Origin of the sequence: Bradyrhizobium mercantei, from assembly GCF_001982635.1 — a bacterium.
Lineage (GTDB): Bacteria > Pseudomonadota > Alphaproteobacteria > Rhizobiales > Xanthobacteraceae > Bradyrhizobium > Bradyrhizobium mercantei.
In genome coordinates, this window is sequence record NZ_MKFI01000006.1 from 278696 (window position 1) to 294043 (window position 15348).

16 protein-coding genes and 1 other RNA gene are annotated in these 15348 nt (G+C 65.3%); 9 read left to right on the forward strand and 8 right to left on the reverse strand.

Going from position 1 to position 15348, the window contains the following annotated elements; translation table 11 throughout:
• The first annotated feature begins 21 nt into the window (after positions 1–21).
• The 5 genes from BI327_RS28070 to dapE all read left to right on the forward strand — a co-directional run bounded on the left by BI327_RS28070 (position 22) and on the right by dapE (position 4854).
• Positions 22–1008 carry a DUF1036 domain-containing protein gene (locus BI327_RS28070; protein WP_076864520.1) on the forward strand — a complete coding sequence of 329 codons (987 nt, stop codon included), beginning with the start codon at positions 22–24 and terminating at the stop codon, positions 1006–1008.
• 36 nt (positions 1009–1044) lie between these two features.
• A complete protein-coding gene (locus tag BI327_RS28075; protein WP_076864831.1) occupies positions 1045–1737 on the forward strand; it encodes a pyrimidine 5'-nucleotidase in 693 nt (230 codons plus the stop codon).
• Between the two features lie 231 nt (positions 1738–1968).
• Complete coding sequence (gene dapD, locus BI327_RS28080) at positions 1969–2814, forward strand: 2,3,4,5-tetrahydropyridine-2,6-dicarboxylate N-succinyltransferase (RefSeq protein WP_076864521.1); 846 nt, start codon at positions 1969–1971, stop codon at positions 2812–2814.
• Between the two features lie 238 nt (positions 2815–3052).
• Entirely contained in the window at positions 3053–3670 is a 618-nt protein-coding gene (locus BI327_RS28085) for a DUF805 domain-containing protein (protein WP_076864522.1), read from the forward strand.
• A gap of 17 nt (positions 3671–3687) precedes the next feature.
• Positions 3688–4854, forward strand: a complete 1167-nt coding sequence (dapE, locus tag BI327_RS28090) for a succinyl-diaminopimelate desuccinylase (RefSeq protein WP_076864523.1) — start codon at positions 3688–3690, stop codon at positions 4852–4854.
• Positions 4855–5151: 297 nt separating this feature from the next.
• Here dapE and truA read toward each other — a convergent pair whose 3' ends face one another.
• The 3 genes from truA to def form a co-directional block, all read right to left on the reverse strand.
• Entirely contained in the window at positions 5152–5889 is a 738-nt protein-coding gene (gene truA, locus BI327_RS28095; protein WP_076864524.1) for a tRNA pseudouridine(38-40) synthase TruA, read from the reverse strand.
• 108 nt (positions 5890–5997) lie between these two features.
• On the reverse strand, positions 5998–6933 hold the full coding sequence (fmt, locus tag BI327_RS28100) for a methionyl-tRNA formyltransferase (RefSeq protein ID WP_076864525.1): 936 nt from the start codon (positions 6931–6933) through the stop codon (positions 5998–6000).
• A gap of 133 nt (positions 6934–7066) precedes the next feature.
• Entirely contained in the window at positions 7067–7594 is a 528-nt protein-coding gene (def, locus tag BI327_RS28105; protein ID WP_076864526.1) for a peptide deformylase, read from the reverse strand.
• A gap of 170 nt (positions 7595–7764) precedes the next feature.
• Between def and BI327_RS28110 the strand changes: the two genes are divergently transcribed.
• The 3 genes from BI327_RS28110 to BI327_RS28120 all read left to right on the forward strand — a co-directional run bounded on the left by BI327_RS28110 (position 7765) and on the right by BI327_RS28120 (position 10974).
• On the forward strand, positions 7765–8973 hold the full coding sequence (locus BI327_RS28110; protein WP_076864527.1) for a DNA recombination protein RmuC: 1209 nt from the start codon (positions 7765–7767) through the stop codon (positions 8971–8973).
• A gap of 94 nt (positions 8974–9067) precedes the next feature.
• On the forward strand, positions 9068–9373 hold the full coding sequence (locus BI327_RS28115) for a GIY-YIG nuclease family protein (RefSeq protein ID WP_076864528.1): 306 nt from the start codon (positions 9068–9070) through the stop codon (positions 9371–9373).
• A 227-nt stretch (positions 9374–9600) separates the two neighbouring features.
• On the forward strand, positions 9601–10974 hold the full coding sequence (locus BI327_RS28120; RefSeq protein ID WP_076864529.1) for an AmpG family muropeptide MFS transporter: 1374 nt from the start codon (positions 9601–9603) through the stop codon (positions 10972–10974).
• Between the two features lie 265 nt (positions 10975–11239).
• Here the strand turns inward: BI327_RS28120 and BI327_RS28125 are convergent, their stop codons facing one another.
• The 5 genes from BI327_RS28125 to ffs form a co-directional block, all read right to left on the reverse strand.
• The gene (locus BI327_RS28125; RefSeq protein ID WP_167386912.1) at positions 11240–11668 is read right to left on the reverse strand and encodes a hypothetical protein; all 429 of its coding nucleotides are present in this window, start codon (positions 11666–11668) and stop codon (positions 11240–11242) included.
• A gap of 146 nt (positions 11669–11814) precedes the next feature.
• Positions 11815–12420 carry a recombination mediator RecR gene (recR, locus tag BI327_RS28130; protein ID WP_076864530.1) on the reverse strand — a complete coding sequence of 202 codons (606 nt, stop codon included), beginning with the start codon at positions 12418–12420 and terminating at the stop codon, positions 11815–11817.
• A gap of 1 nt (position 12421) precedes the next feature.
• Complete coding sequence (locus BI327_RS28135) at positions 12422–12742, reverse strand: YbaB/EbfC family nucleoid-associated protein (RefSeq protein WP_076864531.1); 321 nt, start codon at positions 12740–12742, stop codon at positions 12422–12424.
• Positions 12743–12763: 21 nt separating this feature from the next.
• Positions 12764–14605 (reverse strand): DNA polymerase III subunit gamma/tau, encoded by a 1842-nt coding sequence (locus BI327_RS28140; RefSeq protein WP_076864532.1) that lies wholly within the window; start codon positions 14603–14605, stop codon positions 12764–12766.
• A gap of 113 nt (positions 14606–14718) precedes the next feature.
• An RNA gene (ffs, locus tag BI327_RS28145) (signal recognition particle sRNA small type) lies at positions 14719–14815 on the reverse strand.
• Between the two features lie 111 nt (positions 14816–14926).
• Between ffs and BI327_RS28150 the strand changes: the two genes are divergently transcribed.
• Entirely contained in the window at positions 14927–15346 is a 420-nt protein-coding gene (locus tag BI327_RS28150) for an HIT domain-containing protein (protein ID WP_028335945.1), read from the forward strand.
• Positions 15347–15348 lie beyond the last annotated feature (2 nt).

The following is a 15348-nucleotide window of genomic DNA, read 5'->3' on the forward strand; positions in this document are numbered from 1 at the left end:
TCGCCGGCGGCACGGCTCGCGATGTCGCTGCCGGCCGCGCTGGTGTCGTTCCTGTTCTCGGCGGCGCCGGCGCATGCCGACCTCAAGCTCTGCAATCGCATGAGCTATGTGATCGAGGCCGCGATCGGCATCGACGACAAGGCCGCAACCGCAACCCGCGGCTGGTTCCGGATCGATCCGGCGACCTGCCGGGTCGTGGTGCAGGGCGCGCTCACCGCCGACCGCGTGCTGCTCAACGCACGCGCGCTCGGCGTCTACGGCGCCTCGCCGATCCCGCAGAACGGCACCGACACGCTCTGCGTCGCGCAGGACAATTTCGTGATCGCCGCCGCGCGGCAATGCCGCTCCGGCCAGACATCAGCGCAATTCACCCAGATCACGCCGACCCAGACCGATGACGGCAATCTCGTCGCCTACCTCGCCGAGGACAGCGAGTATGACGACGAGCAGGCGCGGCTCGCCGGCATCCAGCGCCTCCTGGTGATCGCAGGCTACGACGCGGCGCCGATCGACGGCGTCGACGGGCCGAAGACCCAGAGCGCGCTGTCGGCATTCCTCAAGAGTCGCGGGCTCGCCAGCGACGTCGTGCAGTCGCCGAACTTCTTCACCACCATGGTCGATGCCGTACAGAAGCCGTCCCCGACGGGACTGACCTGGTGCAACGACACGCCGCACAAGGTGATGGCCGCGGTTGCGACCGATGACGGCAAGGCGGTGACCAGCCGCGGCTGGTACCGGATCGATCCCGGCAAGTGCCTGCATCCGGATGTTACGGGCACGCCGAAGCAGATCTATTCCTTCGCCGAGGCGGTCGATGGCGACAACCGCGCCATCCGCATCAAGGACAAGCCGCTGAACTGGGGCGGCGCGGTGCAACTCTGCACCCGCGACAGCAAGTTCGAGGTCAACGAGCAGGGTGACTGCGCCACCCGCGGCCTCGCCGCAACCGGCTTCACCACCGTCGACATGACCAGCGGCGGCAAGACGCTGCGCTTTGCGATGCCGTGATGATCACTTTCGCAGCGACGACGGGTGGAGAAGGCCATGACTAAAACTCCCCGCAGCTTCGGCCATGTCGAGACCTGGGTGTTCGACCTCGACAACACGCTGTATCCGCATCACGTCAATCTGTGGCAGCAGGTCGATGCGCGGATCGGCGAGTTCGTCGGCAACTGGCTGAAGATCTCGCCCGAGGACGCGCGCAAGCTGCAGAAGGACTATTACCTGCGCTACGGCACCACGATGCGCGGCATGATGACCGAGCACGGCGTGCAGGCCGACGACTATCTCGCCTATGTGCACAAGATCGACCACTCGCCGTTGCAGCCGAACCCGGCGATGGGCGCTGCGATCGCAAAATTGCCGGGGCGCAAGCTGATCCTGACCAACGGTTCGGTCGACCATGTCGATGCGGTGCTGGGCCGGCTCGGCATCAGCAACCATTTCGACGGCGTGTTCGATATCATCGCGGCCGATCTCGAGCCGAAACCCGCGCCGCAGACCTACCAGAAGTTCCTCAAGCTTCACGACGTCGATCCGGCGAAGGCTGCGATGTTCGAGGACCTCGCGCGCAATCTGGTGGTGCCGCATGAGCTCGGCATGACCACCGTGCTTGTGGTGCCCGACGGCAGCCAGGAGGTGGTGCGCGAGACCTGGGAGCTCGAAGGCCGCGACGCGGCGTATGTCGACCATGTCACGGATGATCTCACCGGCTTCTTGCAGCGGTTGAAGCCCTGATCCCTCCATACGTCGTCCCGGCGAAGGCCGGGACCCATTACCACCAATCTGCGCTTGGCCACTCGCTTGGCCCCAGCGTGTCGCAACACTGGCATTCGTGGTTATGGGTCCCGGCTCGCGCTTCGCTTGGCCGGGACGACGGAGGACTTTGCCTTGACTCCACAGCCCCGAATTCCGAAAAAGCCCCGCAAATTCCCGTCATAATCTCCGATACGCCCAAGGATCGTTCTGATGTCGCTGTCCGCCCTCGAAACCACCGTCAACACCGCGTTCGACGCCCGCGACGGCATCTCGACCTCGACCAAGGGCGAGGTCCGCGAGGCGGTCGAGCACGCGCTGGAGCTGCTCGACAAGGGTGAGGCCCGCGTCGCCGAGCGCGAGGCCAGCGGCAAGTGGAAGGTCAATCAGTGGCTGAAGAAGGCGGTGCTGCTGTCGTTCCGCCTCAACGACATGGGCCTGATCGCGGGCGGCCCGGGCAAGGCCTCGTGGTGGGACAAGGTGCCCTCGAAGTTCGAAGGCTGGGGCGAGGAGCGTTTCCGCGACGCCGGCTTCCGCGCCGTGCCGGGCGCGATCGTGCGCCGCTCGGCCTTCATCGCCAGGAACGTCGTGCTGATGCCGTCGTTCGTCAATCTCGGCGCCTATGTCGATGAAGCCACCATGATCGACACCTGGTCGACGGTCGGCTCCTGCGCCCAGATCGGCAAGCGCGTGCACATCTCGGGCGGCGTCGGCATCGGCGGCGTGCTCGAGCCGCTGCAGGCCGAGCCTGTCATCGTCGAGGACGACTGCTTCATCGGCGCGCGCTCGGAGGTCGCCGAGGGCGTGATCGTGCGCAAGGGCGCGGTGCTGTCGATGGGCGTGTTCCTCGGCGCCTCGACCAAGATCGTCGACCGCGAGACCGGCGAGACCTTCGTCGGCGAGGTGCCGGAATATGCCGTCGTGGTGCCCGGCATGCTGCCGGCCAAGCCGCTGAAGAACGGCCAGCCCGGCCCCGCCACCGCCTGTGCCGTGATCGTCAAGCGCGTCGACGAGCGCACCCGCGCCAAGACCAGCATCAACGAGCTGCTGCGGGACTGATCGGCGTCCGCAGAAGCCAATCCATCACCGTCACCCTGTGAAGGCCGCGCAGCGGCCGTCTCGAAGGGCCGACGGCCCGACTTGTGGCCGTTCACCCTTCGAGACGCGCTACGCGCTCCTCCAGCGACAAAGGCGAAGCCTTTGCGCGGGGGTGACGGATCACATTTCGAACCAAGCACCTCTTCAAATCGACAAAACTCCGGGCCGCGATCATTGCCGCCGCCCGGAGCTTATTTTCATGGACTGGGCCAATTACCTGTTCGGCTTCAAGGGCCGCGTCAACCGGGCCAAGTTCTGGCTCGCGGGACTGATCATCGTCTGCTGGATGATGTTCCTGGCGCTGCTGGTGATTTCGGCCGGCCTCGGCGGCAAGGACGGGTTCGGCTTCAACGTCGACGACGTCTTCCGGGTCTTCGATCCCGACAGCTACAAATCGCTGAGCTGGGCCGGATTGCCGGCGCTGCTGGTCAAGGCCTGCGGAACGTTCCTGTTCGTCTGGGTCTATGTCGCGGTCGCGATCAAGCGCCTGCACGACCGCGACAAGAGCGGCTGGTGGATGATCCCGTTCTTCGCGATCCCGGGCCTCATGAGCCAGTTCGGAGGTCGGCTGCCCGACGAGTCCTATTGGATTGTGGCCGCGGGCACGATCGTCTTCGTGCTCTATATCTGGGCCTTCATCGAGCTCGCCTTCCTGCCTGGCACCTCTTACCCCAATCGCTACGGTCCCAATCCGTTGGGAAAAACCCATGTGAGCCGAGGCGGCAGCCACGGCAGCGGGTCGCGCGCCTCAGGGGGCTGGGATCAGCAGAGCGAGCTCGATATCGTGCCGCACAAAGCTGGTCCACCCGCGGTGTGACGTGTTAAGCGAGGCGCATGAGTGATGCTGTCTCGATTACCCGCGATCTGGTTCGCTGCCCCTCCGTCACCCCGGCCGACGCCGGCGCGCTTGGCGTGCTCGAAAATTTGCTGAAGGCCGCAGGCTTCGACGTCCACCGCGTGACGTTCTCCGAGCCCGGCACCGCCGACATCGACAACCTCTATGCCCGCATCGGCACATCGGCACCGCATATCACCTTTGCCGGCCACACCGACGTCGTGCCGCCCGGCGATGAAGCGGCGTGGACGCTGGGTGCGTTCTCCGGCGAAGTGAAGGACGGCTATCTCTACGGCCGCGGCGCCGTCGACATGAAAGGCGGCATCGCCTGCAGCGTCGCCGCGGTGCTGCAATATCTCAGGGAGCATGACGGCAAGGCGCAAGAAAATGGCTGCGGCTCGATCTCGTTCCTGATCACCGGCGACGAGGAAGACGTCTCGATCAACGGCACCGTCAAGCTGCTCAAATGGTGCGCCGAGCGCGGCGAGAAGTTCGACCATTCCGTGCTCGGTGAGCCCTCGAATGTCGAGGTGCTCGGCGACATGATCAAGATCGGCCGGCGCGGCTCGCAGTCCGGCACGCTGGTCGTCGAGGGCGTGCAGGGCCATGTCGCCTATCCGCACCGCGCCTCGAATCCGGTGCCTGATATCTCGCGGCTGATCGTGGCGCTTAGCGACGAGCCGCTCGATCATGGCAGCGCGCAATTCCAGGCCAGCAACCTCGAATTCACCACCGTCGATGTCGGCAACACCGCGAGCAACGTGATCCCGGGCCAGGCGCGCGCGAAGTTCAACATCCGCTACAACGACAACCACACCCAGGAGAGCCTGCGGCAGCTGGTCGATGAGCGGCTGGCAAAGGCCTGCGGCAACCGCATCCGCGCCCATATCGATTGGCAGCCGTCGAACTCCAACGTGTTCGTCACCCAGCCCGGCCCGTTCACCGACCTCGCGGTCGCCGCGATCGAGGAAGTCACCGGCCGCAAGCCGGAGCTGTCGACCTCGGGCGGCACCTCGGATGCGCGCTTCATCTCGAGCTATTGCCCGGTGATCGAATTCGGCCTGGTCGGCCAGACCATGCACCAGATCGACGAGCGCACGCCGGTGGCTGATCTCGAGAAGCTGACCAAGATCTATCGCGGCGTGCTGGAGCGGTATTTCAGCTAGGTTTGCGGCCGTAGGGCTATCGCCACCCCCCAACTGTCATCGCCCGCGAAAGCGGGCGATGCAGTATTCCAGAGACGACAATATTGGAACGAGAGGCCGCGGCGTACTGGATCGCCCGGTCAAGCCGGGCGATGACGGTGTGCGCGGACCGCGAGCTACGAGACCATCACTAGACAAAAACATCGAAAACAACCCCATGCACAGTAGGGATTGGGGCTGCGAGCAATCCACCCGTACCAGATACAGTGTGTATTTTCGGGTAGGCTTCACCCCTCCCACGAAATTTTCGGCGACCGCCTAATAATCCACCCGCATCAGGTAGAGCCCGTCGGGCGGCGCGACCGGGCCGCAGGCGGCGCGGTTGCGGGCGGTGAGTGCGGCGAAAAGATCGTCCGCACTCCAGCGCCCCTCGCCGACCCAGACCAGCGAGCCCACCATCGAGCGCACCTGGCTGTGCAGGAACGAGCGCGCCGACGTCACGATGCTGATCGCATCGCCCTCGCAGGTGACGTCGAGCTGATCGAGCGTCTTCTCCGGCGATTTGGCCTGGCACTCGGTGTCGCGGAAGGTGGTGAAATCGTGCTTGCCGAGCAGCCGCTGCGCAGCCGCGTGCATCGCTTCAGCATCGAGCTTGCGCGGCACCCGCCAGACCCGGCCGATGTCGAGTGCGAGGTTCGCGCGGGTGTTGGTGATGCGATAGAGATAATGCCGCTTGGTCGCCGAGAACCGCGCCTCGAAATCGTCAGGCACGATATCGGCTGCGAGCACCGCGATCGGATTGGGCCGCAGATGCGCGTTCAGCCCGTCGCGGAAGCGGCCGCGCGGAAAATGCTTGGCGATGTCGCAATGCGCGACCTGGCCGCGCGCATGCACGCCGGCATCGGTCCGCCCTGCGCCATGGACGCGCACGTCCTCGCCGCAGATCGCCTTGACCGCCGTCTCCAGCGCGCCCTGCACGGTCGGCGCGGTGTCCTGGATCTGCCAGCCGGAAAACGGCGTGCCGTCGTATTCGATGGTGAGCTTGTAGCGGGGCATCGTTCAATCTGGTTTGGCCGTCATTGCCGGGCTTGACCCGGCAATCCATCGTCTTCAGGACAAGCTTTTTTCGAGATGGATGCGCGGGTCAAGCCCGCGCATGACATCTCAAGCAACCTTCGCACCGGGCTTCAGCGGTGTGCCGCGCAAAAAGTCCGCCGCCTTCATCGGTCCCTTGCCGGCGCGCTGCAGTTCGAGGATCCGGACCGCGCCGTCGCCGCAGGCGATCGCGAGATGATCGTCGAGCACGGCTCCCGGTTCGCCCGCGCCTTTGGCCAACTCACAGCGCAGGATCTTCAGCCGCACCGGCTCGCCTTCGCCCGCGAGTTCGCACCAGGCGCCGGGGAACGGCGAGAGCCCGTGAATGTGCCGCAGCACCGCATGCGCCGGCTGCGTCCAATCGATCCGCGCCTCGGCCTTCTCGATCTTGGCAGCGTAGGTGACGCCGTCCTCGCTCTGCCCGGTCAGTTGCAAGCCGCCGCGCTCGAGCCCGCCCATCGCGCGCACCATCAGATCGGCACCGAGCGGCGCCAGCGCGTCGTGCAGATCGGATGCCGTCATGCTGTCCGTGATCGGCAGCCGCTCGGCCATCGCGACGTCGCCGGTGTCGAGGCCGACGTCCATCTTCATCACCATCACGCCGCTTTCGGCATCACCCGCCATGATGGAGCGGTTGATCGGCGCGGCGCCGCGCCAGCGTGGCAGCAGCGAGGCATGCAGGTTGAAACAACCGAGCTTCGGCGCGTCGAGAATCGCCTGCGGCAGGATCATGCCATAGGCGACGACGACGGCGGCATCCGCGTCATGGGCGCGAAACTCGTCGAGCGCGTCGGCCGTCTTCAGCGTCTTCGGCGTCAGCACGGGAATCCCGAGCCGGCGCGCCTCCTGCTCGACCGGCGTCGGCTGCAATTGCAGGCCGCGCCGCCCGCCGGGCTTCGGCGCGCGGGTATAGACGGCCACGACTTCATGGCCATGGGCCACGAGCTCCAGCAGCGTCGGCACCGCGAAATCGGGCGTGCCCATGAAGATCAGGCGGAGAGGCATGCGGTAAAGCTCGCAAGGAGTTGGAATTCTCCGTCATGGCCGGGCTTGTCCCGGCCATCCACGTCTTTGGTCTCCCAGAAGGAAGACATGGATGCCCGGGACGAGCCCGGGCATGACGGCGGAATGAGCGCCGTTACTCCGCCGCGCGCTTGGCGGCCTTCTCGAATTTCTTGAAGACGCGGTCGCGCTTCAGCTTCGACAGATAATCCACGAACAACACGCCGTTGAGATGGTCGATCTCGTGCTGGATGCAGGTGGCGTAGAGCCCCTCGGCATCCTCCTCGTGCAGCTTGCCGTCGAGGTCGGTGAAGCGCAGGCGCACCCGCGCCGGGCGCTCGACCTCCTCGTAATATTCGGGGATCGACAAGCAGCCCTCTTCGTAGACCGACAGCTCTTCCGAATGCGAGATGATCTCGGGATTGATGAACACCCGCGGCTGCGGCGTGGTCTCGCCGTTCTCGTCGCGCTTGGCGAGGTCCATGGTGATCAGCCGCAGCGGCTGCGCGACCTGGATCGCCGCGAGCCCGATGCCGGGTGCGTCATACATGGTCTCGAGCATGTCGTCGGCGAGCTTGCGGATCTCCGGCGTCACCTTCTCGATCGGTTTCGACACCAGCCGCAACTGCTTGTCCGGCAGGATGATGATTTCTCTTAAAGCCATGGCGGCGATTTAAGCTGCGGGCCTGATGCGGTCAATGCGCTCAGGAACCCGGTAAGCCAACCTTAACCACGTTTCTTTACGCCGGATTAACCAAGAAAATCAGGGAAGCATTTACCATAAGCGTTCCCTCTTCGTTCGCGCCCGGCGGCGAATCGGCTACAACAGGCGGCATGAACGAGATTCTGCTCACGATTGGCGACCTGCCCCTCCGCGTCTCCGACGCGCTGATCGGCCTCGGCGCGCTGGCGCTGATCCTGCTGTTTGTCATCGCGGTGGTGATCGCGCGGGCCAGCCGGCGCGGTGCGGAACTCGCGATGGCCCAGGCCATTCGCGCCGACGAGCTGGAGGAGCGGCTCGCCGACATGCTGCGCGCCCAGAGCGAATCCTCCGGGCGGGTCGACGCCATGGCGCAGGCGCTGGCCGGCCGCCAGGCCGAGATGGCGCGTGCCGTCAACGAGCGGCTGGATTCGGTGACCCACCGGGTCGGCCAGTCGATGGAACAATCGACCCGCAACACGATGGATTCGCTGCGCGCGCTGCACGAGCGGCTCGGCATCATCGACCACGCCCACAAGAACCTCAACGAGCTCACCACCCAGGTCACCACCTTGCGCGACGTGCTCGCCAACAAGCAGTCGCGCGGTGCGTTCGGCCAGGCGCGGATGGAGGCGATCGTCCAGGACGGCATGCCAAAGGGCTCGTTCGAGTTCCAGCATACGCTGACCACGGGCAAGCGGCCGGACTGCGTCGTGTTCCTGCCGGACCAGCGTCCGCTCTGCATCGATGCGAAATTCCCGCTCGAGGCCATGACCGCGCTGCACGATGCGCGCAGCGACGAGGAACGCAAATTTGCCAGCCAGCGATTGCGCGCCGACGTGCTCAAGCATGTCAGCGACATCGCCGAGAAGTATCTGATCCCGGGCGAGACCCAGGATACCGCGTTGATGTTCGTGCCGTCGGAATCGGTCTATGCCGAGATCCATGACGGCTTCGACGACGTGATCCAGAAGGCCTATCGCGCCCGCGTCGTGCTGGTGTCGCCCTCGCTCCTGATGCTGGCGATCCAGGTGATGCAGCAGATCCTGAAGGACGCCCGCATCCGCGACGCCGCCGACCAGATCCGCAACGAGGTGATGCATCTCGGTGATGATCTCGGCCGCCTGCGCGAGCGCGTACTCAAGCTGCAGACCCATTTCGGCCAGGTCAATGAGGACGTCCGGCAGATCCTGATCTCCGCCGACAAGATCGAAAAGCGCGCCGGCCGCATCGAGGAACTCGACTTCAGCAAGGCCGAAACCCCGATCGAAGTGCCGCGGTTCGTCAAGCCCAGCGCACCCGAGCTGTTCCCCGCCCCGCGCAAGCTGCAGGCTGGGGAGTGATTGTTGTCTTTGGAAGTTGTTTGGCGCGCTCACGCCACCCAATCGGTGTCATCGCCCGGCTCGACCGGGCGATCCAGTATCCCAGAGGCGGCAGTTGGGAGCACGCAGCTACTACGTCTACATCCTCGCCAGCCACATCGGCGGCACGCTCTATATCGGTGTGACAAATGACCTCATTCGCCGTGTCGGCGAACACAAGCTGAAGCTCATCGAGAGCTTCACTGAGAAATACGATGTCGTGAAGCTGGTGTATTTCGAGCAATTCGATGATCCTGAAAACGCCATCAAGCGCGAGAAGCGGCTCAAGAAATGGCCGCGCGCGTGGAAGGTTTCACTGATCGAGAAGGACAATCCGGACTGGATTGATCTTTACCCGGAGATCGCCGGGGGCGGCGGATAGGCCTCTGGGATACTGGATCGCCCGGTCAAGCCGGGCGATGACAGTCTTGTTGCGGCGAACAGGGGACAAACTTCTCTATGACAGCAGATCGCGCCACATAATTGCTGTCATCGCCCGGCTCGACCGGGCGATCCAGTATTCCAGAGGCGGCAGTTGGACGCCCGTACGTCTACGTCAAGCCGGGCGATGACACCTTTTGGCGGCTCGAATCTGCTACCAACGACCTTATGACAGCACCTGAAGCGACGTCAGACGCGTCCGCAAAGCCGCAGGAGCCCGCCGCCACCTCCTGGCGCGATAGCTTCGCCGTGTACTTGCAGCCGCGGGTGCTGATCGTGCTGCTGCTCGGCTTCTCCTCCGGCCTGCCGCTGGCGCTGTCGGGCTCGACGCTGCAGGTGTGGATGAAGGAGGCCGGGGTCGATCTCGGCACCATCGGGCTGCTCGCGCTGATCGGCACGCCCTACACGCTGAAATTCCTCTGGGCGCCGCTGGTCGATGCGCTGCATGTGCCGCTGTTCACGCAAGTTTTCGGCCGCCGCCGCGGCTGGCTCTTGTTCTCGCAGCTGATCCTGATCGCGACGATCCTGGTGCTGGCGATGGCCGATCCGGCGCGCTCGCCATGGTTCGCGGCCTTTGCGGCGCTATTGGTCGCGGCGGCCTCGTCGACGCAGGATATCGTGGTCGACGCCTTCCGCGTCGAGAGCCTGCCGGAAAGCGAGCAGGCCGCCGGCATGGCGTCCTATGTCGCGGCCTACCGCGTCGGCATGCTGGTCTCGACCGCCGGCGCGCTGTTCATCGTCAGCGGCTTCGAGTCCGCCGGAATTGCGCGCCCGTCGGCGTGGATGTGGGGCTATGTGGTGATGGCGGCGCTGGTCGTAATCGGCATCGTCACCGCGCTGGCCGCGACCGAACCGGCGCAATCAAAAGGCGCGGAGGCGGCGACGCACGCGCAGAACGCGGCCGAACGCGTGCTGCACGCGGCGCTCGGCGCATTCTCCGAGTTTCTCGGCCGCAAGGACGCCTTCGCGGCGCTCGCCTTCGTGGTGCTGTTCAAATTCACCGACGCGTTCTCGGGCACCATGACCGCGCCGTTCGTGATCGACATCGGCTTTTCCAAGGTCGATTACGCGGCGATCGTGAAGGGCGTCGGACTTGCCGCCACCCTGATCGGCGGCTTTGCCGGCGGCTTCGTGGCGCGGCGCTATTCGCTCGCGCAGAGCCTCTGGATCGGCGGCGTGCTGCAGGCGGTCGCCAACCTCTCGTTCTCCTGGCTCGCGCATGTCGGGGTCGATCAATGGGCGCTGGCGCTGGCGATCACGGCGGAGAATTTCACCAGCGCCATCGGCACCGTGATCTTCGTCGCCTATCTCTCGGCGCTGTGCCGCAACCCGCTGCACACCGCGACGCAATACGCGCTGCTGACGGCGCTGGCGGCGGTCGGCCGCACCTATCTGTCGTCGGGCGCGGGCTATGTCGCCAAGGCGGTCGGCTGGCAGATGTTCTTCGTGATCTGCGTGCTGGTCGCGATCCCGAGCCTGATCCTGCTCGCCTGGCTGCAACGGCGCGGGCATTTTGACGAGCTGGGGCCGGTGCGGGTTTAGCTCAGCTGTCGTCACCCGCTACCGGGTCGCACGCAGGTGCCCGAACTCTCTCCGCGTCGTCCTGGCGAAGGCCAGGACCCATAACCACCGCACCTGGTTGTGAAAGGGATTCTGGCCTCAGCGTCGCGCAATAACCGACAGTTGGGGTAATAGGTCCTGGCCTTCGCCAGGACGACGATGCGGATGGTTGTCGATTCGATGTCAAACAACGCGATGCATCACCCGCGCATCCAGCCGGGCGATGACAGCGCAATTGCGGCACGCCCTACTTCGCCACCACGCTCCACTTCGTGACGATGGCTTCGCTCATCTCGCCGGCGTCCTTGGCGCAGGCGACCTCGTCGACCTTCACCGAGATCGCCTTGCCGGAGAGGCTCTTGAGCTGCGCGGCCTGAGCGTCGTTGGTCGGAATCAGCTGGAAGGTTTCCGGCCCGGTTTCGAGATTGCAGAGACCGTTCGGCGGCGGCAGGCGGCGCGGCTCGCTGGTGATCTGGTAGGTCGCAACGCGCTTGCCGCGGTTCTTGGTGTCGCGCACCTTCATGACACCGAGTTCCCCCGACAGCACGTCGCCGGCGTGGATCATCTTGCCGGGCTTCTGCGGCGCATCGCTCTGCTGCGCGATCGCGCAGGGTGCGGCGAAGGTTGCCGCGAGACACGCAAAGCCCAGGCGTACGCCGAATCGGTGTGTCGTCATTTGCAGGAGTTCCGTACTTGATTCGTCAGAGAGTGAATGACCGTCCTCGAATCGTCATCCACCCTATCATTTTGTTTCGGCGCGATCTTTTCGACTTGTGACGGATCGCTTGGCAAAATCAGCCGTGTCCGGCTCTGGACCGCTTGCTAGAACAGCGTCCGCTGCCGCATGGCAGCCGATAGCGTACCTTCATCGAGATAATCAAGCTCTCCGCCGACGGGCACGCCATGCGCCAGCCGCGTCACCCGCACATTGGCCTCCGACAACAGGTCGGTGATGTAATGCGCGGTGGTCTGGCCATCGACGGTCGCATTCAACGCGAGGATGATCTCGGTGACCTCAGGCGCATGCGCGCGCGCCACCAACTGATCGATGGTGAGATCCTGCGGACCGACGCCGTCGAGCGGCGACAGCGTTGCGCCGAGCACGTGATAGCGGCCATTGGTCGCATTGGCGCGTTCCAGCGCCCAGAGATCGGCGACATCGGCGACCACGACGATGATCGAGGGATCGCGGCGCGGATCGGTGCACACCGTGCAGGGGTTTTGTGTATCGATGTTTCCGCAGGTCTTGCAGACCTGGATCTTGTCGATCGCGACCTGCAGCGCCGCGGTCAGCGGCGTCATCAGCGCTTCGCGCTTCTTGATCAGGTGCAGCGCCGCGCGCCGCGCCGAGCGGGGACCCAAGCCCGGCAGCCGCGCCAGCAGCTGGATCAGGCGTTCAATCTCGGGGCCGGCAACGCTGGAAGCCATTTTAAGTCGGACCAAATCCCGGCGGCAGGCCGAGGCCGCCGGTGAGAGCCATCATCTTCTCCTGCATCGCGGCCTCGGCCTTGCGGCGGGCATCGCCATGCGCGGTGACCAGGAGATCCTCGAGCACCTCGCGCTCCTCCGGCTTCATCAGCGACGGATCGATCTTGATGCCCTTCACTTCCATCTTCGCGGTCATGCGCACCGCGACCAGGCCGCCGCCGGAAATGCCCTCGACCTCGACATTGCCGAGTTGCTCCTGCATCTCCTGCATCTTGGATTGCAGCTGCGCTGCCTGCTTCATCATGCCGAGAAAATCAGCCATGCGTGCGTTCCTATGATCGGATCAATCGTCGTCGCTGTCGGAAGTTTCAATCGGGTCTTCGCCGGTCGCATCCGCGACCGGAACCTCGGCGGCCAGGCGGCGAACCTCGACCACCTTGCTGCCGGGGAAGCGCGCCAGCACCTCCTGCACGCGTGGATCGGCTTCCGCGGCGCGCTGATGCTCGCTGCGCGCCAATTCGTTCTGCGAGCGCACCGTGGGCTGGCCGGCCTCATTCGAGATGATCACGGTCCAGCGCCGCCCGGTCCAGAATTCGAGCTTGCGCGGCAGATCGGTGATGAGCGCGCGCTGCGCCTTCGGCTCGAGTGCGATCTCGAGCTGGCCGTCCTCGATGCGCACCAGCCGCACATCGGCTTCCAGCGCGGCCTTGGTCATGATGTCGCGCTTCTCGCCGGCGAGCGCGATCAACTGCGGAAAGCTCGTGATCCGAAGCGCCGGCGCGGCATTGCCGGCCGGCGTTGCCATCTGCGGGCGCGCGGCGAGATCGGCGCGCGGCGCAGCCTGCGGCGCACGCACCGGCGCCGACGGCATGGCTGATATCGCCGATGTCGGCGCGCCGCGTGACGGCGACGATGCGGCGGAGCCTGATGTCGCGGGAGCCGCGCCGCCGCCGTTCTGCTCGATCATCCGGATCGCCTCATCCGGCGTCGGCAGATCGGCGACATAGGCGATCCGCACCAGCACCATCTCGGCAGCAGCCGCCGGGCGCGTCGCGGTCTGCACCTCGGCGATGCCCTTGAGCAGCATCTGCCACATCCGCGACAGCACCCGCATCGACAGTTTTACGGCGAATTCGCGTGCGCGCACCCGCTCGGTCTCGCCGAACGCGACATTCTCGGCAGTCGCCGCCACCACCTTCACGCGGGTGATGAAATTGACGAACTCGGCAAGATCCGACAGCACCACGACCGGATCGGCGCCGACATCATATTGCGCACGGAATTCGGCGAACGCGGCGGCGAGATCGCCGCGCGCCAGCGAATCAAACAGGTCGATGACGCGGGTGCGGTCGGCGAGGCCGAGCATCTGCCGGACCGCGTCGGCCTTCACATTGCCGGCGGCATGCGCGATCGCCTGGTCGAACAGCGACAGCGAATCGCGCACCGAACCTTCAGCCGCGCGCGCGATGATGCCGAGCGCCTCGGGCTCGACCTCGACGCCTTCCTTGGCCGCGATATTGCCGAGATGCTTCATCAGCACGTCGGCCTCGACGCGGCGCAGATCGAAGCGCTGGCAACGCGACAGCACCGTGATCGGAACCTTGCGGATCTCGGTGGTGGCGAACACGAACTTGGCGTGCTCCGGCGGCTCCTCCAGCGTCTTCAGGAAGGCGTTGAACGCCGCCGTCGACAGCATGTGGACTTCGTCGATGATGTAGACCTTGTAGCGCGCGCTGGCCGGCGCGTAGCGCACGCTGTCATTGATCTGGCGGACATCGTCGACGCCGGTGTGGGACGCGGCGTCCATCTCCAGCACGTCCATGTGCCGGCTTTCCATGATCGCCTGGCAGTGCACGCCGAGGTCGGGCATGTGGATGGTCGGCCCGGTCACCGAGCCATCCGGCTTGGCGTAGTTCAGGGCGCGGGCGAGGATGCGCGCGGTGGTGGTCTTGCCGACCCCGCGAACGCCGGTGAGGATCCAGGCCTGCGGAATCCGCCCGGTCTCGAACGCGTTCGAGACGGTGCGCACCATGGCCTCCTGGCCGATCAGGTCCTCGAAGCTGGAGGGACGGTATTTGCGGGCGAGAACGCGGTACGGCTTGGCGGTATCAGGCGCGCCGCCGAGGTCAAGGCCGCTTTGGCCTGCGCCGTCGGGCGGGTGGGAGGGGTCGCCAGCGTCATTCATGCGTCGATCCGCAACTTAGGGGTCTCTTGCAGCCGGCGTGCGGATTAAGAGCCGAAAATCAAGCGCCGGGCGCGGAGACCGCCATTCCAGCGCGATTCGCTCGGAAAAAACAGGTAGGAGACTGACGAGCGACCCGATCCGGACCTCGTTAGGGCTGCTTCCTTCCGGACCTGACCCGGTTGGCGAGTGGCTCGTCCACCGCCAATCTCCCGGTCCCTATTTGGGGCCAAAACCGCCGGAAAGCAAGCGGCCAGACCCGGCTTTGTAAGGCTGGCTTTGTGGGACTTGTCTGGGAACACATAAAGGCATTATTTGCCCCTCATGCCCGCCTCCAATTGGTCGCTGCATTCGCAGCTCAAGAAAGACACCATCGACATCGGCGACCTGCCGCTGTGCAAGGTGCTCGTCATCAAGGATGCGCATTATCCCTGGCTGCTGCTGGTGCCGCGGCGCGACGGCGCGGTCGAGATCATCGACCTCGACGAGGTCGAGCAGGCGCAGCTGATGACCGAGATCACCCGCGTCTCGCGGGCCCTCAAAGAGGTCACCAAGTGCGACAAGCTGAATGTCGCAGCGCTCGGCAACCTCGTCCCGCAGCTTCACGTCCACGTCATCGCGCGCCGCACCAGCGACGCTGCATGGCCGCGTCCCGTTTGGGGCGTGATGCCGCCGCTGGCGCATGACGCCGAGGAAGTGCAGAATTTCATCAGCGCGCTTCGCCGCAAGATCTGGTTGGGTTGAGA